The organism is Streptomyces sp. NPDC001204, from assembly GCF_053598035.1.
Window position 1 is genome coordinate 43,666 of the sequence record NZ_JBSFJL010000003.1, and the last position, 20,527, is coordinate 64,192.

The 20,527-nt window shown below is 72.7% G+C and carries 21 protein-coding genes; 13 read left to right on the forward strand and 8 right to left on the reverse strand.

Features of this window, described 5'->3' with window-relative positions; all coding sequences use genetic code 11:
* Positions 1-52: 52 nt before the first annotated feature.
* Positions 53-1,264, forward strand: a complete 1,212-nt coding sequence (locus ACWC91_RS05615) for an acyl-CoA dehydrogenase family protein (protein ID WP_225076048.1) — start codon at positions 53-55, stop codon at positions 1,262-1,264.
* Positions 1,265-1,300: 36 nt separating this feature from the next.
* On the opposite strand, the gene ACWC91_RS05620 is transcribed toward ACWC91_RS05615, so the two are convergent.
* The gene (locus ACWC91_RS05620) at positions 1,301-1,738 is read right to left on the reverse strand and encodes a cell division protein SepF (RefSeq protein ID WP_225076049.1); all 438 of its coding nucleotides are present in this window, start codon (positions 1,736-1,738) and stop codon (positions 1,301-1,303) included.
* 290 nt (positions 1,739-2,028) lie between these two features.
* On the opposite strand from ACWC91_RS05620, the gene ACWC91_RS05625 reads away from it, so the two are divergent.
* The 7 genes from ACWC91_RS05625 to ACWC91_RS05655 all read left to right on the forward strand — a co-directional run bounded on the left by ACWC91_RS05625 (position 2,029) and on the right by ACWC91_RS05655 (position 11,908).
* On the forward strand, positions 2,029-3,225 hold the full coding sequence (locus ACWC91_RS05625; RefSeq protein ID WP_376502767.1) for a DUF5685 family protein: 1,197 nt from the start codon (positions 2,029-2,031) through the stop codon (positions 3,223-3,225).
* Between the two features lie 116 nt (positions 3,226-3,341).
* Positions 3,342-3,680, forward strand: a complete 339-nt coding sequence (locus ACWC91_RS05630) for a hypothetical protein (protein WP_450644698.1) — start codon at positions 3,342-3,344, stop codon at positions 3,678-3,680.
* Positions 3,681-3,951: 271 nt separating this feature from the next.
* A complete protein-coding gene (locus tag ACWC91_RS05635; RefSeq protein ID WP_225076052.1) occupies positions 3,952-4,860 on the forward strand; it encodes a S1 family peptidase in 909 nt (302 codons plus the stop codon).
* A 170-nt stretch (positions 4,861-5,030) separates the two neighbouring features.
* On the forward strand, positions 5,031-5,867 hold the full coding sequence (locus ACWC91_RS05640) for a slipin family protein (protein ID WP_225076053.1): 837 nt from the start codon (positions 5,031-5,033) through the stop codon (positions 5,865-5,867).
* Between the two features lie 248 nt (positions 5,868-6,115).
* Entirely contained in the window at positions 6,116-7,195 is a 1,080-nt protein-coding gene (locus ACWC91_RS05645; RefSeq protein WP_225076054.1) for a S1 family peptidase, read from the forward strand.
* Between the two features lie 229 nt (positions 7,196-7,424).
* A complete protein-coding gene (locus tag ACWC91_RS05650) occupies positions 7,425-10,892 on the forward strand; it encodes a DNA polymerase III subunit alpha (protein ID WP_450643361.1) in 3,468 nt (1,155 codons plus the stop codon).
* A complete protein-coding gene (locus ACWC91_RS05655; RefSeq protein WP_281155723.1) occupies positions 10,889-11,908 on the forward strand; it encodes a DNA polymerase Y family protein in 1,020 nt (339 codons plus the stop codon). The genes ACWC91_RS05650 and ACWC91_RS05655 overlap by 4 nt, the downstream gene beginning before the upstream one ends.
* 17 nt (positions 11,909-11,925) lie before the next feature.
* Here ACWC91_RS05655 and ACWC91_RS05660 read toward each other — a convergent pair whose 3' ends face one another.
* A complete protein-coding gene (locus tag ACWC91_RS05660) occupies positions 11,926-12,300 on the reverse strand; it encodes a cupin domain-containing protein (protein WP_450643360.1) in 375 nt (124 codons plus the stop codon).
* A 101-nt stretch (positions 12,301-12,401) separates the two neighbouring features.
* On the opposite strand from ACWC91_RS05660, the gene ACWC91_RS05665 reads away from it, so the two are divergent.
* Positions 12,402-12,848: a MarR family winged helix-turn-helix transcriptional regulator gene (locus ACWC91_RS05665; protein WP_281155724.1), complete on the forward strand. Its 447-nt coding sequence runs from the start codon at positions 12,402-12,404 to the stop codon at positions 12,846-12,848.
* A gap of 185 nt (positions 12,849-13,033) precedes the next feature.
* Positions 13,034-13,894 carry an esterase/lipase family protein gene (locus ACWC91_RS05670; protein ID WP_281155725.1) on the forward strand — a complete coding sequence of 287 codons (861 nt, stop codon included), beginning with the start codon at positions 13,034-13,036 and terminating at the stop codon, positions 13,892-13,894.
* Positions 13,895-13,954: 60 nt separating this feature from the next.
* Here ACWC91_RS05670 and ACWC91_RS05675 read toward each other — a convergent pair whose 3' ends face one another.
* Positions 13,955-15,031 carry a lytic polysaccharide monooxygenase auxiliary activity family 9 protein gene (locus tag ACWC91_RS05675; RefSeq protein ID WP_225076060.1) on the reverse strand — a complete coding sequence of 359 codons (1,077 nt, stop codon included), beginning with the start codon at positions 15,029-15,031 and terminating at the stop codon, positions 13,955-13,957.
* Between the two features lie 214 nt (positions 15,032-15,245).
* On the opposite strand from ACWC91_RS05675, the gene ACWC91_RS05680 reads away from it, so the two are divergent.
* Complete coding sequence (locus tag ACWC91_RS05680) at positions 15,246-15,707, forward strand: GNAT family N-acetyltransferase (protein ID WP_225076291.1); 462 nt, start codon at positions 15,246-15,248, stop codon at positions 15,705-15,707.
* Between the two features lie 22 nt (positions 15,708-15,729).
* Here the strand turns inward: ACWC91_RS05680 and ACWC91_RS05685 are convergent, their stop codons facing one another.
* A complete protein-coding gene (locus ACWC91_RS05685) occupies positions 15,730-15,864 on the reverse strand; it encodes a hypothetical protein (protein ID WP_141362376.1) in 135 nt (44 codons plus the stop codon).
* Between the two features lie 139 nt (positions 15,865-16,003).
* Between ACWC91_RS05685 and ACWC91_RS05690 the strand changes: the two genes are divergently transcribed.
* Positions 16,004-16,630 (forward strand): class I SAM-dependent methyltransferase, encoded by a 627-nt coding sequence (locus ACWC91_RS05690; protein WP_225076061.1) that lies wholly within the window; start codon positions 16,004-16,006, stop codon positions 16,628-16,630.
* A 23-nt stretch (positions 16,631-16,653) separates the two neighbouring features.
* Here the strand turns inward: ACWC91_RS05690 and ACWC91_RS05695 are convergent, their stop codons facing one another.
* Together ACWC91_RS05695 and ACWC91_RS05700 are read right to left on the reverse strand one after the other, a co-directional pair.
* A complete protein-coding gene (locus ACWC91_RS05695; RefSeq protein ID WP_225076062.1) occupies positions 16,654-17,172 on the reverse strand; it encodes a DUF402 domain-containing protein in 519 nt (172 codons plus the stop codon).
* Positions 17,153-18,082 (reverse strand): GNAT family N-acetyltransferase, encoded by a 930-nt coding sequence (locus ACWC91_RS05700; protein WP_376502781.1) that lies wholly within the window; start codon positions 18,080-18,082, stop codon positions 17,153-17,155. The genes ACWC91_RS05695 and ACWC91_RS05700 overlap by 20 nt, the downstream gene beginning before the upstream one ends.
* An 86-nt stretch (positions 18,083-18,168) precedes the next feature.
* Between ACWC91_RS05700 and ACWC91_RS05705 the strand changes: the two genes are divergently transcribed.
* Positions 18,169-18,540: a GntR family transcriptional regulator gene (locus tag ACWC91_RS05705; RefSeq protein WP_376502783.1), complete on the forward strand. Its 372-nt coding sequence runs from the start codon at positions 18,169-18,171 to the stop codon at positions 18,538-18,540.
* A 24-nt stretch (positions 18,541-18,564) separates the two neighbouring features.
* On the opposite strand, the gene ACWC91_RS05710 is transcribed toward ACWC91_RS05705, so the two are convergent.
* Positions 18,565-19,356: a DUF72 domain-containing protein gene (locus ACWC91_RS05710; RefSeq protein ID WP_376502785.1), complete on the reverse strand. Its 792-nt coding sequence runs from the start codon at positions 19,354-19,356 to the stop codon at positions 18,565-18,567.
* Between the two features lie 36 nt (positions 19,357-19,392).
* On the reverse strand, positions 19,393-20,487 hold the full coding sequence (locus tag ACWC91_RS05715) for a DUF5925 domain-containing protein (RefSeq protein WP_281155286.1): 1,095 nt from the start codon (positions 20,485-20,487) through the stop codon (positions 19,393-19,395).
* Between the last annotated feature and the right edge of the window lie 40 nt (positions 20,488-20,527).

The following is a 20,527-nucleotide window of genomic DNA, read 5'->3' on the forward strand; positions in this document are numbered from 1 at the left end:
CCGGAGTCGCACAACTAGCGGTGCTAGGTTTCAGTTGCCGGAGGGTGTCCTCATGTCCTCGCAGTCGTCCCTGTCGTCCTCGTCGTCCCGGGTGCCCTCGTTCGACCCCGCCGACCCGCTCGGGATCGACGACCTGCTGGACCCGGAGGACCTCGCCGTCCGCGACACCATGCGGCAGTGGGCCGCCGACCGTGTCCTGCCCCATGTCGCCGAGTGGTACGAGAAGGGCGAGCTGCCCGTCATCCGGGAACTGTCCCGAGAGCTCGGCGGCATCGGCGCCCTCGGCATGTCCCTGACCGGATACGGCTGCGCGGGCGCCACCGCCGTCCAGTACGGGCTCGCCTGCCTCGAGCTCGAGGCCGCCGACTCCGGCATCCGGTCCCTGGTCTCGGTGCAGGGCTCGCTCGCCATGTACGCCGTCCACCGGTTCGGAAGCGAGGAGCAGAAGCAGAGGTGGCTGCCTCCCATGGCCGCCGGCGAGGTGATCGGCTGCTTCGGGCTCACCGAGCCCGACCACGGCTCCGACCCCGGCTCCATGCGCACCCACGCCAAGCGTGACGGCACCGACTGGATCCTCAACGGCCGCAAGATGTGGATCACCAACGGCTCCGTGGCCGGCGTCGCCGTCGTCTGGGCGCAGACCGAGGACGGCATCCGCGGCTTCCTCGTGCCGGCCGGCACCCCCGGGTTCTCCGCCCCGGAGATCAAGCACAAGTGGTCCCTGCGGGCGAGCGTCACCAGCGAGCTGGTCCTGGACGACGTACGACTGCCCGCCGACGCCGTACTGCCGGAGGCCACCGGGCTGCGCGGACCGCTCGGCTGTCTCTCGCACGCCCGCTACGGCATCGTCTGGGGCGCCATGGGCGCGGCCCGCTCCAGCTTCGAGGCCGCCCTCGACTACGCCAAGTCGCGCGAGCAGTTCGGCAGGCCCATCGGAGGCTTCCAGCTCACCCAGGCCAAACTCGCCGACATGGCGGTGGAACTGCACAAGGGGATTCTGCTCGCCCACCATCTGGGGCGGCGCATGGACGCCGGCCGTCTGCGTCCCGAGCAGGTCAGCTTCGGCAAGCTCAACAACGTACGAGAGGCGATCGAGATCTGCCGTACCGCGCGGACGATCCTCGGGGCGAACGGGATCTCCCTGGAGTACCCCGTGATGCGGCACGCGACCAACCTCGAGTCGGTGCTCACCTACGAGGGCACCGTCGAGATGCACCAGCTCGTGCTGGGCAAGGCGCTCACCGGGTTCGACGCCTTCCGGTGAGCCCCGAACGGAGCAGGGCCGGTGTACGGCCCTGCCTCAGCTCTGGTTGAAGAACCCGTCCGCGCGGTGCACCGCCGGGTCCCCGTTGACGATCTCGGTGTCGGCGGGGGACAGCAGGAACACCCGGGTGGACACGCGGTCGATGGAGCCGCGCAGCCCGAAGACGAGCCCGGCCGCGAAGTCGACCACGCGCTTGGCGTCGGAGGCTTCCATGGCCGTCAGGTTCATGATGACGGGCACGCCCTCCCGGAACAGCTCGCCGATGGCGCGGGCGTCCCGGAAGCTGTCCGGTGTCACCGTGCCGATCCGGCGGCCCTTGTCCTCTGCCGTGTCCGTAGCCACCTTCACCCGGGGGTCGGTGACCCAGGCGTCCCCGGACTCGGTCCCTTCCGTGTAGTCGTCGTCGTAGTAGCGCTCGTCATCGTTGTCGTCGACGAGGCCGAGCCACGCACTCGCCTTGCGTACCGATCCCATGGACGCCTCCTCTCACAGCGGTCTTTTCTGCATTCCGCATCCCTATGGTCATCCATGATGCTGACAACGCGCCAAGTGAACAGGCGGCGCACGGGGGGTTTGTGACGGTACTGGTGCACGACCCATACGTCGAGAGCCCGTATGCCCCAAGGGTTTTGCCCTACACGACTGCTGACTGAGAGTGAAATATGATTGTTCTCAGCATATGGGTGACGGTCGGGGCGTACGGGTGAACGAAGGGGTCGGTACGATGCCGCGACTCAACGTCCTGCACACCAAGGGGGATGGTCGTGTTCGGAATCGTCAGGCCCTGCCGTCACCGGCTCGGGGAAGGACTCGGCGCCGAGTGGATGGCCCACTTGTGCGGGCTGTGTCTGGCCCTGCGCGGTGACCACGGACAGTTCGCGCGGATCGTGACGAACTACGACGGGCTGCTCGTCTCGGTCCTGACGGAGGCTCAGGCGGAGCGGACCGGGCGGGCCGGCGGCCTGCGGCGTACCGCCGGGCCGTGCCCGCTGCGCGGGATGCGCACCGCGTCCGTCGCCCTCGGCGAGGGGCCGCGACTGGCGGCGGCCGTCTCACTGGTGCTGGCCTCGGCCAAGGTGCGCGACCACGTCGCCGACGGCGACGGACTGCTGGCGCGCCGGCCGGTGGCGCTCGCCGCGCGCCGGGTCGCCGACAACTGGAGCCGGGCGGGCGCCCGTACGGGGGCCGGTGTCGGATTCGACACGGCGGTGCTCCTGGACGCGGTGGACCGTCAGACGGGCCTTGAGGCGCTCGCCGGTCCCGGGACGCCGCTCCTGGCCGTCACCGAGCCCACCGAGACCGCGACCGCCGCGGCCTTCGCGCACACCGCGGTCCTCGCCGGTCGGCCGGGCAACGCCGTACCGCTCGCCGAGGCCGGGCGCCTGTTCGGACGGCTGGCGCACCTCCTGGACGCCGTGGAGGACCGCGAGTCCGACGCCGCCACCGGCGCCTGGAATCCGCTCACCGCCACCGGGACGCCACTCGGCGAGGCACGCCGGCTCGCGGACGACGCGGTGCACGGCATCCGGCTCGCCCTGAGCGAGGTGGAGTTCGGCGACGGACGGCTCGCCCATCGGCTGCTCGTGCACGAACTCCGGCGCTCCGTCGACCGCGCCTTCGGCACCGGGTCGTGCGGGCACGCGTCCGAGGGGGCCTTCGGCCCGCCGCAGGGACCGTACGCCCCGCAGGCTCCGTACGACCCGAACCATCCCAACCACCCGTACGCCGGGGGAGGCGAGCCGCCGCGGCCCGGCGGGCGCGGGTTCTGGGCCGGGTGCGCGGTGGCTGTCGGGCTGTGCTGCACCTGCAAGGTGTGCTGCGCCGACGAGTTCGAGGGTCCGTGGTCGGGCAAGAAGCGCTCGGGCTGCTGCAACAACTGCGACTGCTCGTGCTGCGACGGGTGCGACTGCTGCTGTGACGGCTGCGACTGCTGTGACGGCTGCTCGTGCTGCGACTGCTGACCGCCGCCGGCCGTACACCCCGTCCACGGGCTACCCCGTCCACGGGCTCCGGGCCCGGACGACGGGCGGCGGCGGGGTTTGGCCGCCGGGCCGCGTATGGAAGGGCTCATCTCGTGATGGACCTATCCGACCAGTGGAAGCAGGGGCGCGCCCGCCGTTCCGAGACGGTGCCGGCGCCCCGCGACCCGCTCGCCCGGACCGGCGCGTCCGGGCCCGGGGGCTATTCGGAGCGTCGAGTTCCGGACATCCCCCGAGCCTGGACGGCCGGGGGTGAAGCGGGCGCGGCCACCGCCGCCGAGGCGGACGAACCGGCCTTCGGCGGACGGCCCTTCGGCGGTCGGGTGCGGCTCGCCGCCGGCGCCGGAACGGAGCGGGCCTCCCAGGTCGACCTGCGCGAGCGCCCGGCCGGACGGCGCCGTGAGGGCATACGGGGTGCGGGGGCCACGACGGCGTGACAGCGGCGGGGGGACACGGGCCCGGCCCGGGGTCGCCCTCCCATTGCTGACCACATGTCAATTCACCCTGATCGCGCACAGTTCACTCGAATCGCACATGATCGCGCGGCCGAAAGGCGCCCTTGCGCCGACCGGTCGTTCGGCCGAATACTCCCCCACAGCGCTTGTCAGGGGCACGGCGTGTTCGGAATCCGAACACCCGTCCGCTGACTGCGCCTCACGGGCCCCGACCCCACGCGGGCCCCCGACTTCCTTTGTGGAGGAACGAAAAGTGAGGATCAAGCGCACCACTCCCCGCAGCGGCGTGACGAGACGGACCCGGCTGATCGCCGTCGCCTCCGGCTTCGTGGCCGCAGCCGCGTTCGCGGTCCCCAGTGCGAACGCGTCCGACACTCCCACCACCTTCAGCGCGTCCCAGCTCACCACCGCGAGCGCCTCCGTGCTCAAGGCCGACATCCCGGGCACGGCTTGGGTGGTCGACAGCAAGACCAACCGGGTCGTCGTCACCGTCGACAGCACGGTCTCCCAGGCCGACATCGCCCGGATCAAGCAGCAGGCGGGGGGCAACTCCGGAGCCCTGACCATCAAGCACACCGCCGGCAAGTTCAACAAGCTGATCTCCGGCGGCGACGCCATCTATGCGAGTAGCTGGCGCTGCTCGCTGGGCTTCAACGTCAAGGACAACAGCGGCAACTCCTACTTCCTGACCGCCGGTCACTGCACCGACGGCGCGGGCACCTGGTGGTCGAACTCCTCCCACACCACCACGCTCGGCACCACCGCCGGCTCCTCCTTCCCCGGCCACGACTACGGCATCGTGCGCTACACCAACACCTCGGTGGCCAAGCCGAGCGCTGTGGGCAGCGTGACCATCACCAGCGCGGCCACGCCGTCCGTCGGCACCACCGTCTACCGGCGCGGCTCGACGACCGGCATTCACAGCGGCAAGGTCACGGCGCTCAACGCGACGGTCAACTACGGCAACGGCGAGATCGTCAACGGCCTCATCCAGACCACGGTCTGCGCCGAGCCCGGTGACTCCGGCGGCTCGCTGTACTCCAACAGCGGCATCGCCTACGGCCTGACCTCCGGCGGCAGCGGCAACTGCACCTCCGGTGGTACGACCTTCTTCCAGCCGGTCACCGCCGCGCTGAGCGCCTACGGGGTCCACATCGGCTGACGTTCCCCCGTGCCGGGCCGCGATGTGCGCGGCCCGGCGCCCGCCCCGCGCTCGACAGCGAAGAGCCCCCGCACGCAACCGGCGTGCGGGGGCTCGCCCTTGGGCGCGGCGCGGGTTACGGTCGAAGGACCGTGAGCCTGCGCGCCCGTGCCGGATTGGGGGGGACCGCGATGGTCGAGGAACTGGTGACGGCGGGGGTGGCGCTCGCGTCCGCCGGGGCGGTGGGCCTGATGGCGGCGGCGCGGGTCGTCAAGCAGTACGAGCGGGGCGTGGTGTTCCGCCTCGGCAGGCTGCGCCCGCAGGTGCGTGGACCCGGGCTCACGCTGATCGTCCCGTTCGTGGACCGGCTCCAGAAGGTCAGCATGCAGATCGTGACCATGCCCGTGCCGGCGCAGGAGGGCATCACCCGGGACAACGTGACGGTGCGTGTGGACGCGGTCGTCTACTTCAAGGTGACCTCGCCGGCCGAGGCGCTGGTCCAGGTGGAGGACTACCGCTTCGCGGTCTCGCAGATGGCGCAGACCTCGTTGAGGTCCATCATCGGCAAGAGCGAACTGGACGATCTCCTGTCCGACCGCGAGAAGCTGAACCAGGGGCTGGAGCTGATGATCGACAGCCCGGCCGTGGAGTGGGGCGTCACGATCGACCGGGTGGAGATCAAGGACGTGTCGCTGCCCGAGACGATGAAGCGGTCCATGGCCCGGCAGGCGGAGGCCGACCGTGAGCGCCGGGCGCGGGTCATCAACGCGGACGCGGAGCTCCAGGCGTCGAAGAAGCTGGCCGAGGCGGCCCAGCAGATGGCGGACACGCCCGCCGCGCTGCAACTGCGGCTGCTTCAGACCGTGACGGCGGTCGCCGCCGAGAAGAACTCCACCCTGGTCCTGCCCTTCCCGGTCGAGCTGCTGCGGTTCCTGGAGAAGGCGCAGCAGCAACTTCCCGCGGCGGCCCCGGCGCCCGCGCCCCGGGTGGAACCGGCGCCCGAGGGGCCGAATTCGAGCCAGGGTTAGACCTCGCGGAATGCGGACCGGTCATCCGCACGTGGTGTTTGCGCTGTGAATGTTGCGTGAACGCCCCCGCGGTGATCTCGGGGGGCAGGCCGATACGCAGGGGACATACGCCTGTTGACGTACCCGCGTCCAGAACTCGACCTTGTGTGCGCCCTGGGGGCATCGGAATAGTGGGCGCCGTTCAACCGCCTTCCGGCTCGTCGGGTCCCCACAACCTCATGGGCCGGTCCCCCACAGGAGGACGTCAGTTGAAGCATCGACGCATACCCGGACGCCGTGCGGCCGTGGCGGGTGCGGGCATCGCCGCCCTGCTCGTCGCCGGAGTCACCTTCCAGAGTGCGAACGCCAGTGAACCCGCGAAGGCCCCCGAGGTCCGGACCCTTTCGTCCGTGGCGGCCGGAAAGCTCGCCTCGACGCTCGTGCGGGACCTCGGCGCCGACGCCGCCGGCACGTACTACGACGCCACGACGAAGAGCCTCGTGGTGAACGTGCTCGACGCGAGTACCGCCGAGACCGTCGAGCGGGCGGGCGCCAAGGCCAGAGTCGTACGGAACTCCCTCGCCGAACTGACCGGCGCCCGCACCACGCTGGAGAAGGACGCGGCCATCCCCGGCACCTCGTGGGCGACGGATCCCGTGACCAACAAGGTCGTCGTCACCGCCGACAGCACGGTCTCCGGTGCCGAGTGGAACACGCTGAGCGAGGTCGTCGACGGGCTCGGCGCCAAGGCCGAACTCAGGCGGTCGAAGGGGGAGTTCAAGCCCTTCGTCGCGGGCGGTGACGCGATCACCGGCTCCGGCGGCCGCTGCTCGCTCGGCTTCAACGTGGTCAAGGGCGGCCAGCCGTACTTCCTCACCGCCGGCCACTGCACGGAGGCGATCTCCACCTGGTCGGACGCCGGCGGCACGGTGATCGGCCAGAACGAGCGGTCCAGCTTCCCGGGCGACGACTTCGGTCTGGTCAGGTACACCGCGAGCGTGGACCACCCGAGCGCGGTGAACCTCTACGACGGCTCGACGCAGACGATCACCAGGGCGGGTGAGGCGACCGTCGGCGAGAAGGTGACCCGCAGCGGCTCGACGACCCAGGTGCACAGCGGCACGGTCACCGGTCTGAACGCCACCGTGAACTACTCCGAGGGCACGGTCAGCGGTCTGATCCAGACCGATGTGTGTGCCGAGCCCGGTGACAGCGGCGGCTCCCTGTTCGACGGCGACACCGCGATCGGCCTCACCTCCGGTGGCAGCGGTGACTGCATCTCGGGCGGTGTGACCTTCTTCCAGCCGGTCACCGAGGCCCTCTCGGTGACCGGCGCCCAGATCGGCTGATCCCGGCCCCGGCCTCCACGCCCGGCCATGCGAAAGCCCCGCCCTCACGAGGGCGGGGCTTTCGCATGGCCGTCACGTCCCTCGCGCTCCGGGCGCCGGGCGTTTGCGCAGGTGAGACACGCTCGAACGGATGTCGCACGGACGTTCGGAAATTGGTTTATGGTGGGGGTGGGAGAGATGGGAACTGATGTTCGAGGGCGGTCACGGCTCACGAGTGCGGGAGGTGCGGATGCCGGACTTCACGCATCTGCACACCGCCTCCGGGTTCTCCCTGCGCTACGGCGCCTCGCACCCGGAGCGGCTGGCCGAGCGCGCCGCGGAACGGGGCATGGACGCGCTCGCGCTCACCGACCGCGACACCCTGGCCGGCTCGGTCCGCTTCGCCAAGGCCTGCGCAGCGGCGGGCGTCCGCCCCCTGTTCGGTGTGGAACTGGCGGTGGAGACCGCGGAGCCCGTACGGCGGGAGCGGCGCCGCACCCCCGTGCGCGGAGGCGCCTTCGTCGACGAGTCGGCCCCCCGGGCCACCTTCCTCGCCCGCGCCGGCGCCCGCGGCTGGGCCGATCTGTGCCGCCTGGTCACCGCCGCCCACTCCGGGCTCACGGCCGCGCGCGAACAGGGCGGACCCCCGTCCCCGGGCACCCCGCTGCTGCCCTGGCCCGGCAACCACGCCGACGGCCTGACCGTCCTGCTCGGGCCCGACTCCGACGTCGGCCGCGCCCTCGCCGCCGGCCGCCCCGACCGGGCCGCGAGGCTCCTCGTGCCCTGGCGCGAGACCTACGGCGACGCCCTGCGCCTGGAGGCCGTCTGGCACGGCCGCACGGGCACCGGACCCGGCTCGCTGCGCCTGGCCGCCCGCACCGTCGGCTTCGCCGCCGAGCAGCGGATCCGGCCCGTGCTCAGCAACGCCGTCCGGTACGCCGACCCGGGCCAGGGCCCGGTCGCCGACGTGCTGGACGCCGCCCGCCGGCTCGTCCCCATCGACCCGGCCAAGGAGCTGGACTCCGGCGAGGCCTGGCTGAAGGAACCGGACGCCATGCTGCGCGCCGCCGAGCGGATCGTGGAGGCCGCCGGCTTCCGCACCGAGGCCGCCCACCGCCTGCTGGAGCAGACCCGGGCGACGGCCGCCGAGTGCCTGGTCGACCCCGAGGACGACCTCGGCCTGGGCACCGTCCACTTCCCCGAGCCGCACCTCGTCGGCGCCGGCCGCCGCACCGCCCAGCGCGTACTCGCCTCCCGGGCGGCGGCGGGCATGGTGCTGCGCGGCTACGCCGGCCGCCGGGACTACTGGGAGCGGATGCACCGGGAGCTGGACATCATCGCCCACCACGGCTTCGCCACCTACTTCCTCACCGTCGCCCAAGTCGTCGACGACGTACGGAAGATGGGCATCCGGGTCGCCGCCCGCGGCTCCGGCGCCGGCTCCCTCGTCAACCACCTCCTCGGCATCGCCCACGCCGACCCGGTCGAGCACGGGCTGCTGATGGAGCGCTTCCTGTCCAAGCGGCGCACGGCCCTGCCCGACATCGACATCGACGTGGAGTCCGCGCGCCGGCTGGAGGTCTACCGCGAGATCATCGGCCGGTTCGGCACCGAACGGGTCGCGACCGTCGCCATGCCGGAGACGTACCGCGTACGGCACGCCATCCGCGATGTCGGGGCCGCCCTGTCCATGGACCCCGCCGACATCGACCGCATCGCCAAGTCCTTCCCGCACATCCGCGCCCGCGACGCCCGCGCGGCGCTCGACGAGCTGCCCGAACTCAGGGAGCTGGCGGGGGAGCGGGACAGGTACGGCAGGCTGTGGGAGCTGGTCGAGGCCCTGGACGCCCTTCCGCGCGGGGTCGCCATGCACCCCTGCGGGGTCCTGCTCTCCGACGCCTCCCTGCCGTCCCGCACGCCGGTCGTGCCCACCAGCGGCGAGGGCTTCCCCATGTCCCAGTTCGACAAGGACGACGTGGAGGACCTCGGGCTGCTCAAGCTGGACGTGCTGGGCGTGCGGATGCAGTCGGCGATGGCGCACGCGGTCGCGGAGGTGGAGCGGACCACGGGGGAGCGGATCGACCTGGACTCCCTGCCGGACGGCGACCCGGCGACGTACCGGCTCATCCGCTCCGCCGAGACCCTCGGCTGCTTCCAGATCGAGTCCCCGGGCCAGCGCGACCTGGTCGGACGTCTCCAGCCGGCCGGCTTCCACGACCTGGTCGTCGACATCTCCCTGTTCCGGCCCGGTCCGGTCGCCGCCGACATGGTGCGGCCCTTCATCGAGGCCCGGCACGGGCGGGCGCCGGTGCGCTATCCGCACCCCGACCTCCGGGAACCGCTGGAGGAGACGTACGGGGTCGTCGTCTTCCACGAGCAGATCATCCACATCCTGCACCTCATGACCGGCTGCGGACGCGACGAGGCTGACCGGGTGCGGCGCGGGCTGTCCGACCCGGAGTCGCAGGGGCGGATCAAGGTGTGGTTCGCGCAGCACGCGGCGGCGAAGGGGTACGACGCGGAAACGATTCACCGCACCTGGGAGATCGTCGAGGCGTTCGGCTCCTACGGCTTCTGCAAGGCGCACGCGGTCGCCTTCGCCGTGCCGACGTACCAGTCGGCGTGGCTGAAGGCCCATCATCCGGCCGCCTTCTACGCCGGGCTGCTCACGCACGACCCCGGGATGTACCCGAAGCGGCTGCTGCTGGCGGACGCGCGGCGGCGTGGGGTACCGATCCTGCCGCTGGACGTGAACAGGTCGGGAGTCACCCATCGTATCGAACTGGTGTCTGAGCGGAAGCCTGGTTCTTCCGGTATGTGGGGACTCCGGCTGGCCCTCTCCGATGTGCACGGCATCAGCGAGGCCGAGGCGGCGCGGATCGCGGACGGACAGCCCTACGCCTCGCTGCTCGACTTCTGGGAACGGGCCCGGCCCAGCCGCCCGGTCGCCGCCCGGCTCGCCCAGGTGGGCGCGCTGGACGCGTTCGGCGCCAACCGCCGCGACCTGCAACTGCACCTGACCGAGCTGCACCGCGGCGCCCGTGGCGCGGGCGGCGGCCAACTGCCGCTGGCCGGCGGGAGGCGGACGGCCGCGGCCGGGCTCCCCGACCTGTCCGACGCCGAACGGCTCAGCGCCGAGCTGGGCGTACTCTCCATGGACGTCTCGCGGAACCTGATGGACGACCACCGGAAGTTCCTCGACGAGCTGGGCGTGGTCCCGGCGCGCCGGCTGCGCGAGGCCCGGCACGGCGAGACGGTACTGGTCGCGGGCGCCAAGGCGGCCACCCAGACCCCGCCGGTCCGGTCCGGCAAACGGGTCATCTTCACCACGCTGGACGACGGCACCGGCCTGGTCGACCTCGCCTTCTTCGACGACTCCCACGACGCCTGCGCGCGCACCGTCTTCCACTCCTGGCTGCTGCTGGTGCGCGGCGTGGTGCAGCGGCGCGGCCCGCGCAGCCTCAGCGTGGTGGGCGCCGCCGCCTGGAACCTGGCCGAACTCGTCGAACTGCGCGCCGAGGGCGGACTCGACGAAGTGGCGGCGCGCCTGGCCGGACCGGCACCGGAGGAGCCCGGCGACGGCGCCCCCGTGCGCGGCCGGACGATCCGCATGTCCACGGGGTACGAGATGCACCCCTGGGCCGATCTGCGTCCCGCGGGCGAAGGCCCGCCGGGTGGAAGGAAGTTGTGGCACCAGAGTCCAGGGAGTGCGGGATGACGGTTCTCTGCGTACGTTTCCAGCTGCCGCCGATGCACGAGGCCGCCCTGCCGGGGCTGCTCGGGCTCCTCGGGGAGTTCACCCCGGTCGTCGAGGCGCTGCCGCCGGACGGGGCGCTGGCCGATCTGCGGGGCGCCGAACGGTACTTCGGGCGCGACGCGGTCGAGCTGGCGTCGGTGATCCGCGTCCGCGCCCTCGCGCTGCACGGCGTGGACTGCGTGATCGGCGCCGGGCCGGGCCCGATGCTGGCCCGCATGGCCCTGCGCGACGCCCGACCCGGACTCACGTGCGCGGTGCCCGGCGAACCGGACGCCGTGGCGGGGTTCCTGGCCGAGCGGCCCGTCACCGCGCTGCCCGGCGTCGGCGCGGTGACGGCCCGTACCCTGGACGAGTACGGCCTCGACACTCTGGGCCGGGTCGCCGCCGCGCCCCTGCCCACCCTCCAGCGCCTGGTCGGCGCCAAGTCCGGCCGCGAACTCCATGAGAAGGCGAACGGCGTCGACCGGAGCCGGGTCGTACCGAACGCCGTCTCCCTCCCCCAGGCTCTCGGCCGCGTTCGAGCGGGGGGGACCCCCGTGCTCGTGGCGGAACGCCCCTTCGACCGGGACGAACTGGACCCCGACCGGCACCGCAGGGCGTTGCTGTCGGCCGCCGGGGAACTGGGCTCCCGGCTGCGCGCCCTGGGCAAGGTCTGCCGCACCCTGACCCTCACCGTGCGCTACGCCGACCGGGCCCCCGTCGGCACCACCCGCAGCCGCACGCTGGCCGAACCGACCGCGCACTCGGCCGCGTTGACCGGAGTCGCGTACGCCCTGTACGAGGCTCTGGGACTCCAGCGCGCCCGGGTCCGCGCGCTCGTTCTGCGCGCCGAGGGCCTCGGACCCGCCGAACAGGCCTTCCACCAGCTCACCTTCGACCCCGTCGACGAGAAGGTCCGCCGTATCGAGGAGGTCGCGGACCGCGCGCGGGCCCGCTTCGGCCCGCGGGCGGTGATGCCGGGCACGCTGGCCGCGTGACTCCCGTCGGATCGGGGTCAGTTGGCCCACGGCGGAGTGAGCACCGTGCCGTTCGCCAGACGGGCCTGAAGACCGATGGACGTGGTGACCCAGGAGACCGCGGTGCGGTCCGCCGGGTTCTCCACGGTGAGCGTCGCACCGGCGTTGATGATCACCGTGTCGCCCGCGGTGACGCGCTCGGTGCGGTCGTCGAGCGTGATCAGGAGTTCGCCGTCGAGCAGGTGGAGGATCTCCTCGTGGGCGACGGTGTGGGCCGGGGCCCTGGTGCCGGCGGGGATCTCGCCGCGCCAGGCGCACAGTTGCCCGGACCCGGTTCGCGGGGTGGCGTACGAGACGAAGCGGGCGCCGTGGATCTCGTGGGTCACGGCGTCGGACGGGCGGACGACGGGCATGGGTGTCTCCTCGGAAAGTGGTGGTCAAGTTGCTTGACTAAAAGACCCGGAATCATAGTCAAGCTGCTTGACCATTTCGTCAAGGGTGTTTCAATGCCTCCGTGCAGAACTCCGAAGCCATGGCCCTGTCCGCCACCCTGCTGGCCGTCGCCGGCGAGCTGACCCAGCGCATCCATGACGGCGTCGTCGCCCGCGGCTTCGAGGGGCTCCGGCCGGCGCACGGCTTCGCGTTCGTGCGGCTGGCCCCGGGCGGGGCGACGGTCACCGAGCTGGCCGCCCATCTGGGGGTCACCAAGCAGGCCGCCAGTCAGCTCGTCGACGAGGTCGTGCGCAAGGGATACGCGGAGCGCCTGCCGCACCCCCAGGACGCGCGGGCCCGTCTGGTCGTGCTGACCGAGCGCGGCCGGGCCTGCACCCGCGCGGCGGAGGAGTCGGCCGCCGACGCCGTGCGGGCGTGGGGCGAGGCGATCGGTGAGGGTGAAGTGCGTGCGCTGTGGGGACAGTTGGCGCGTCTTGCGCCGTACGGTCCGATCCGGCCCGCTTGGTGACGGTTCGTCAGGGGCGTTACATCACGACCCTCGGTCGTGGCCGGGCGTCGCCCGAAGTTTTTACTGACGCGTAACTTCACAGTTTTACTACTCGTCCGTAACTTGACGAGTGAACAGCATCCCGTGATCCGGATCACAGGGCGTAGTGCCGTCGCACCTCCCTTGAGTCGCAAGGAGATCACCCGATGCTGCCCTTCAAGCGCGTCCTCAGACCACTGGCCGCCCTGGTGCTGGCCGCCGCCCTCGCCACCGCCCCCGCCGTCACCGCTCACGCGGCCACTGCTCCGAGCAGCGGCTGGAACAACTACAGCTGCAAGCCCTCCGCCGCCCACCCCCGTCCGGTCGTCCTCGTCCACGGCACCTTCGGCAACTCCGTCGACAACTGGCTGTCCCTCGCGCCGTATCTGAAGGGCCGCGGCTACTGCGTCTTCTCCCTCGACTACGGCCAGTTGCCGGGCGTCCCGCTCTTCTACGGCCTCGGCCCCATCGACAAGTCGGCCGAGCAGCTGTCCGCCTTCGTCGACAAGGTGCTCGCCGCGACCGGCGCCGCCAAGGCCGACCTCGTCGGCCACTCACAGGGCGGGATGATGCCCCGCTACTACCTGAAGTTCCTCGGCGGAGCCGCCAAGGTGAACGCCCTCGTCGGCATCGCGCCCGACAACCACGGCACCACCCTCAGCGGCCTCACCAACCTCCTGCCCTACTTCCCGGGCGCGAGCGACCTGCTCAAGGCCGCCACCCCCGGCCTCGCCGACCAGATCGCCGGGTCCGCCTTCCTCACCAAGCTCAACGAGGGCGGCGACACCGTGCCCGGCGTGCACTACACGGTCATCGCCACCAAGTACGACGAGGTGGTCACGCCGTGGCGCAGCCAGTACCTGACCGGCCCCGACGTGCGCAACGTCCTGCTGCAGGACCTGTGCGCGGTCGACCTGTCCGAGCACGTGACGATCGGCACCATCGACCGCATCGCCTTCCACGAGGTGGCCAACGCGCTCGACCCGGCGCACGCCGGCGCCACCACCTGCGCGTCGGTCTTCAGCTGACGTGGCTCGGGGCCTGCCCGGCCTGAGCCGCCGGACAGGCCCCGCGTTCGACGGGCCGCGTCAGCGGCCTCGCCCGCCGCCGGCCGCGGCGCGACGCCGGACCGAGGCGAACAGGGCCGCCGAGCCGAGCGCCAGGGCGGCCGCGCCGCCGACCGCGAGGTACGCCGTGCGGCCGTCGCCGCCGGTCTCGGCCAGGTTCACCGGGCTGCCGGCGGCCCGCGGCCGGTTCGGCTCGTCGGTGGCGGCCTGTGCGCCGCGGTCCGCCGCGGCCGTGTCCCCGGCCGACCGCACGGCCGGGTCCGGCGCCGGATGCGACTCCGGGCTCGTGGCCGGTTCCGCCGACGCGGGCGCCACCGGATCCGTCGTGGTCCGGGCGTCGTCGTCCCCGTGGCCGTGGTGCTCGACCGACGACCTGCCGGCGCCGTCCTCGATCTGCCGCTCGGTCGGCGCGGAGGCGGCCGGCGCCGGGGCGGAGCCGCCGGACGCGCCGCCGCCGTTCCCGCCGCCGTAGGTGACGTCCGAGCAGGAGTAGAACGCCTCCGGGCTGTCCGAGCGCTGCCACACCGCGTACAGCAGGTGCCTGCCCGAGCGTTCGGGCAGCGTGCCGGAGAAGGTGTAGAAGCCGTCCACGGCGACCGGGTCGGTGGCTGTCGCCACCGGATGCGCCAGATCGAGGTCGTCCCAGGCCGGCGACTTGGCCGGGTCGTAGCCCGGCTTGGTGAGGTAGACCGTGAAGGTGCCCTTGTGCGGGGCGGTCACGCGGTACCTGAAGGTGTACGCGCCGCTGCGCACGCCCGTCGCGGGCCAGTCCGCGCGGGGCAGGTCCAGGCCCTTGAACTCCTCGTTGCCGGCGCTGCACAGCCTGCCGTCCGGTATCAGCTCCCGGTGGCGGCCGTCCGCGTCGCCGATCCGGATGCCGTTCCAGTCGTACAGCGCCTGGGTGCCGCCGGCCTCGACGGCCGCCTTGCAAGCCGCCGACTTCGGGCTCTCCGGCCCCTCCGCGTAGCACTGGGCCACCCGGCTGACCGGGTCCCCCATGGAGCCGTGCGCGGCCGCGGGCGCCGCGGCGAGCGCGGTCAGGGCCAGCGGGGCCAGGCCAAGGACGGCGGAAGCGGCGGCCGTGCGGCGTGCGGGCATCAGGGGGACTCCTCGGGGCGGTTGTTCTGACACGGCGGGACGGATCCCGTTGAGTGGGACGGATCCCGTGGGGGTGATCAGAAGCTAGCCGCAACGCACCGCGGAAACGCCGGTTGGAGGTGGTGCGGGGAGATCCTTATGCTCGCGTTAAGGGAGCGCTGAGGCTGCGCTCAGGTGGGGATGGGACAGGGGCTGAGCGGTGGGCACGCAGGGCATGGCGGACGAGGGGATCACGGCGGCGTCCGCCGCCGACGTACCGGCCGTGAAGGCGGTGACCGACGCGGCCTACCACCCCTACATCGAGCGCATCGGAGTCGTCCCGGCGCCCATGGAGGCGGACCACGCGGCGAACGTGGCGGCGGGGAAGGTGTTCGTCGTCCGGGAGCCCGAAGGGGGCCGGGTGACGGGGCTCGTCGTGATCGAGGCGCGCGCGGACCATCTCTTCCTCGACAGCGTCGCCGTCCACCCCGACGCGCACGGGACGGGGGTGGGACGGCGGCTGCTGGAGTTCGTGGACACGCGCGCGCGTGCGCTGGGCCTGCCCGAGGTCAGGCTCTACACGAACGCGCTGATGTGGGAGAACCAGCGGATCTATCCGCGCTTCGGCTACGAGGTCGTCGAGCGCCGTGTGGACGGGCCCTACGACCGCGTCCACTACCGCAAGCGGCTGGTCTGACGTCTCATCGCCCGGTCGCCGGTCATGTGTCCGGCCACCACGTGCGCGCGATGTCCTTGCGGACCTCGGGCCGCCCGGCGGGACGCCGGTCCGCTTCCTCGCGGACGCGGCGGGCGTCCGTCTTCCTCAGGGGCTTCTGCACTGTCACTCGGCGCATGGCTGCCTCCTTCGAGGCCTACCGGGTCCGTCTTCGTACGGAGGTAGGACCTTTCGGGCGAGAGTCGCTTATCGGTGCGGGTCTGTCTGTGGCGGCTGTCACGATTCGGTTGTCAGTGGTCGGTGTCACTCTGGGGTGCATGAGTGCGCATACGACGACCGACGGTGACGGGGCGGGCTGGGCCGGGGTGGACTGGGACGCCCAGGCCGCCGTCTTCGACGAGGAGCCGGATCACGGGCTGCGCGACCCGGGGGTGCGCGCCGCCTGGGCCGAACGGCTGCGCGGCTGGCTGCCCGGGCGCCCCGCCGAGATCCTCGACCTCGGCTGCGGCACCGGCAGCCTGTCGCTCCTCGCGGCCGAGCAGGGGCATCGGGTGACCGGCGTCGACCTGTCCCCGGCGATGGTGGAGCGGGCCCGGGCGAAGCTCGCCGGCCACGACGCGGTGTTCCTGGCCGGCGACGCGGCGGACCCGCCGGTGGGCCGGCAGCGCTTCGACGCCGTCCTGGTCCGGCACGTCCTGTGGACACTGCCCGACCCCGCCCGCGCGCTGCGGCACTGGCAGGGGCTGCTGCGGCCGGACGGACGGCTCGTCCTGATCGAGGGAGTCTGGGGCACGCTCACCCCCGTCGGCATACCCCCGGACCGGCTGACCATGCTTCTGCGGCCACTCGTCTCCCACATCCACCTGGAGTCACTGTCGGCCGACGCGCGACTCTGGGGCCGTGAGGTGGACGACGAGCGGTACGCGGTGGTGGCCTCGGACTGAGCCCGCGCGAGCCGGTCCGGGAATCAGGACAGCAGGGCCTCGAAGCCGCCCTCGCGGGCCAGTCCCTCCAGTTCGTCGAGGGCGGCCAGGGCGGCGGCCGCTGCCCCGGGGTCGGTGCGCGCCAGGCCGCTCGCCGCGAACTCGTCCTCGTCCAGGCGCCGTACGTCCGTGCCGTCGGCGGACCGCCACAGGTCCAGGTCGAGGTCCTCGACGACGAGGTCCGTGCCGGAGCGGGTGGCGGGGCGGGTGACGTCGCAGTACCAGCCCTTCAGCGCGCCTGAGGCGTCGCGGACCTCCTTCACCGAGTACCAGCGGTCCCGCCAGTAGTGCTCGGTGAAGACGTCGCCCGGCTCGAAGCGTACGAAGCCGAAGTCGCGGGCGCCCTCGCCCGCCCACGCGGCCCGGACGGTGAGGCGCGTGCCGTCGTCGGACACGAGCGTGCCCCGGTAGCGGATCTTGGTGCGGCCGCCCTTGACGAGGACGACGTCCACCTCCGTCGGCGCCGGCGGCCGGCCGCCGGCCTCAGCCGAGTTCGCGGACATGGCGCACCTCCGTCCCGCAGACCGCGTACCCGAACCACTCGTTGATCGCGATCATCGGCGCGTTGCCGGTGTCGTTGCCCGTGAACGCTTCCGTGTACCCGGCGGCCCGGGCGCGGTGCAGCGAGTCGTTCTTGGCGAGCTTGGCCAGGCCCCGGCCGCGGAAGGCGCGGGCGGTGCCCGTCATGGCGGTGGAGTAGCGGGTGCCGCCGTCCGTACGGGCCGCGGTGAAGGCCGCGGGACGGCCGTCCACCACCGCCACCGACGTCAGTTCGGGGCTGAACAGCGGGTGCCGCCAGGTCTCCGCCAGCCAGGCCGCGTAGTCGGTGAACTCGTAGTCCACGTCGCTGGGTTCGTCCGCCGTGGTCTCCGCGTCCAGCTCGAACAGGGGGCGCGGGTCGTCGGCGAAGTCCGTGCCCCGGCGCAGTTCCACGCCAGGCGGCGGGTCCTGCCGCGGCGGCAGGGTGCCGCCCGCCAGGTCCAGGCGGAGGAAGCGCGCGCTCCGGCTCGCGCGGTAGCCGTGCCGCTCGGCGAAGGCGCGGTTGCCCGGCTCGTCCAGGACCCAGGAGTGCAGCCTGGTCGCCCCGTGCGCGGCCAGATGTTCCTCGGCGGCCCGTACGAGGAGCGTGCCGGCGCCGCGGCGGGTGTGCTCGGGATCCACGTACACGTTGATGTTGCCCTGGCCGGGCTCGGTGCTCTCGTGGGACAGGTGCACCTGCGCGGTGCCGATCACCTCGCCGTCCGCCACGGCGACCAGCGGCCGGTAGTGGGCGTCGGGGTGCAGGTGGGTGAGGTCGTGGACGAGTGAGCCGGGGGTGAACAGTATGAACGGCAGCGCGCGGTGCCGGACACGGGCGAAGCCCTCGAGGTCGGCCGGCGCGTCGGGACGCAGGTCGCGGATGATCACGGTCATGGAGGGGCACGCTACGGCGGAGACCGGGCGGGGTGCCTCCCATTTTCCGCTGGGCCTTACGCGCGCGGGTGCGGGACAATCACCCCGTGACGTTGAAGATCCACATCGAGGACGGCGCACCTCCCTACGAGCAGGTGCGGGCGCAGATCTCCGAGCAGGCGCGGTCGGGGGTGCTGCCGGTGGGGTACCGGCTGCCCACGGTGCGCGGGCTGGCCGAGTCGCTCGGGCTCGCGGCGAACACGGTCGCCAAGGCCTACCGGGCGCTGGAGACGGACGGCGTGATCGAGACGCGTGGGCGCAACGGCACGTTCGTCGCCGCCGCGGACTCGGCGGCGGCGCGGGAGACCGCGGCCGCCGCCCAGGCGTACGCCGAGCGGGTGCGACGGCTCGGGCTCACCGAGGACGACGCGCTCACCGCCGTCCGGGACGCCCTGCGGGCGGCCTACGGGGAGCGGTAGGGGAGCGGCGGCCCCGCAACAGAGTCACCGGCCCGGAGGGACCTTCTGCCGGTCACCCGTGAGCGCCGGAGTGCGGGTCACCGCCAGGCCCGCGCTCCTGGCCGCCCGTGCGAACACCACCGCGTCCTGGACCGCCGCCCCCGTCGGGTCGTTGTTGAAGTAGGTGTACACGTCCCTGGTGTCCGGCCAGGTCGTGGCGATCCGGTCGACCCAGGTCTCCAGCGACCGCCGGCCGTAGTGCGGCCAGGCCCGGGCGCGGCCCACGTGGAAGCGGACGTACCCCCAGCCGGCCGTCCGCCACAGCGGCGTGACCGGGCGGGCGTAGGCGTCGGCCCAGCACAGGGCGGCGCCCCGGGCCCGGAGGACCTCGCGCACCTCCGGCGTCCACCACGAATCGTGGCGCGGCTCGACCGCGACCCGGGTGCCGGACGGGAAGCACGCCAGGCAGGCGTCCAGCAGTCCCGGATCCGCGCGCAGGGTCGGAGGGAGCTGGAGCAGCACCGGGCCCAGCCGGTCGCCGAGGCCCGCCGCGTGCGTCATCAGGCGGTGCACCGGCTCCCCGGGGTCCTTCAGCCGCTTGATGTGGGTGAGGTACCGGCTCGCCTTCACCGCGACCACGAAGTCCGCCGGGACCCGCTCCCGCCAGGCCTCGAAGGTCTCCCGCGCGGGCAGCCGGTAGAAGGCGTTGTTGACCTCCAGGGTGGCGAAGGCGGCGGCGTACTCCTCCAGCCACAGCCGTGTGGGGCACCCCTGCGGGTACAGCACGCCCCGCCAGTCCTTGTACTGCCAGCCCGACGTCCCGACGAACAGGGTCATACGCCCATCAAAGCACCGGTGCCCGCCCGGGACCCCTCACAGGTACAGACCCGCGTCGGCCCCCTCGCGCGGCTCCGGCAGCGCCGTCGGCGACGTGCCCCGCCGCAGCGCGTACAGCTCGGCGAGGGTCGCCCCGTCGCGGCCCACCCCTTCCTCGGTGCCCAGCCAGTTCACCGCCTCCCGGCGGGTCAGCCGGCCCACCTCGATGCGGGCCAGACACCGGCCCGGGCGGACCACGGCCGGGTGCAGGCGCTCCAGGTCCTCGTTGGTCGTCACCCCGACCAGTACGTTGCGCCCCTGGCCGAGCAGTCCGTCGGTGAGGTTCAGCAGCCGGGACAGCGCCTGGCCCGCGGTGTGCTTGGCCTCGCCGCGGATCAGCTCGTCGCAGTCCTCCAGCAGGAGCAGCCGCCAGCGCCCCTTGCCCGCCGTGTCCTCCTCGCCGATGGCGATGTCCATGAGGTAGCCGACATCGCTGAACAGCCGCTCCGGGTCCAGCACGCAGTCCACCTGGCACCAGTCGCGCCAGGACCGGGCCAGGGTCCGCAGCGCCGAGGTCTTGCCCGTGCCCGGCGGGCCGTGCAGCAGGAGCAGCCGGCCCGCGATGTCCTGGGGGGTCGTCTTCATCAGCCGGTCCATGGCGTCCGCGACCGGAGCGGTGTAGTTCGGCCGCAGTTCGTCCCAGGTGCCCGCCGAGATCTGCCGGGTGGTGCGGTGCGGGCCGCGCCGGGGCGAGACGTACCAGAAGCCCATCGTCACGTTCTCCGGCTGTGGCTCCGGCTCGTCCGCGGCGCCGTCCGTCGCCTGCTCCAGCACCTTCGCGGCCAGCTCGGCGCTGGTCGCGGTGACCGTGACGTCGGCTCCCCGGTTCCACCGGGAGATCAGCAGCGTCCAGCCCTCGCCCTCGGCGAGGGTCGCGCTGCGGTCGTCGTCGCGGGCCGCGCGCAGCACGCGGGCGTCCTCGGGCAGCAGGGTGGCGCCGGGGCGCACACGGTCGATGTTCGCCGCGTGCGAGTACGGCTGCTCGCCCGTCGCGAAGCGGCCGAGGAACAGCGCGTCGACGACGTCGGACGGCGAGTCGGAGTCGTCGACGGTGAGCCGGATCGGCAGAGCGTCGTGCGGGTTCGCGGGCATGCCGCCATGATCTGTCACGCGGGCGCCGCGCGCACCCGGT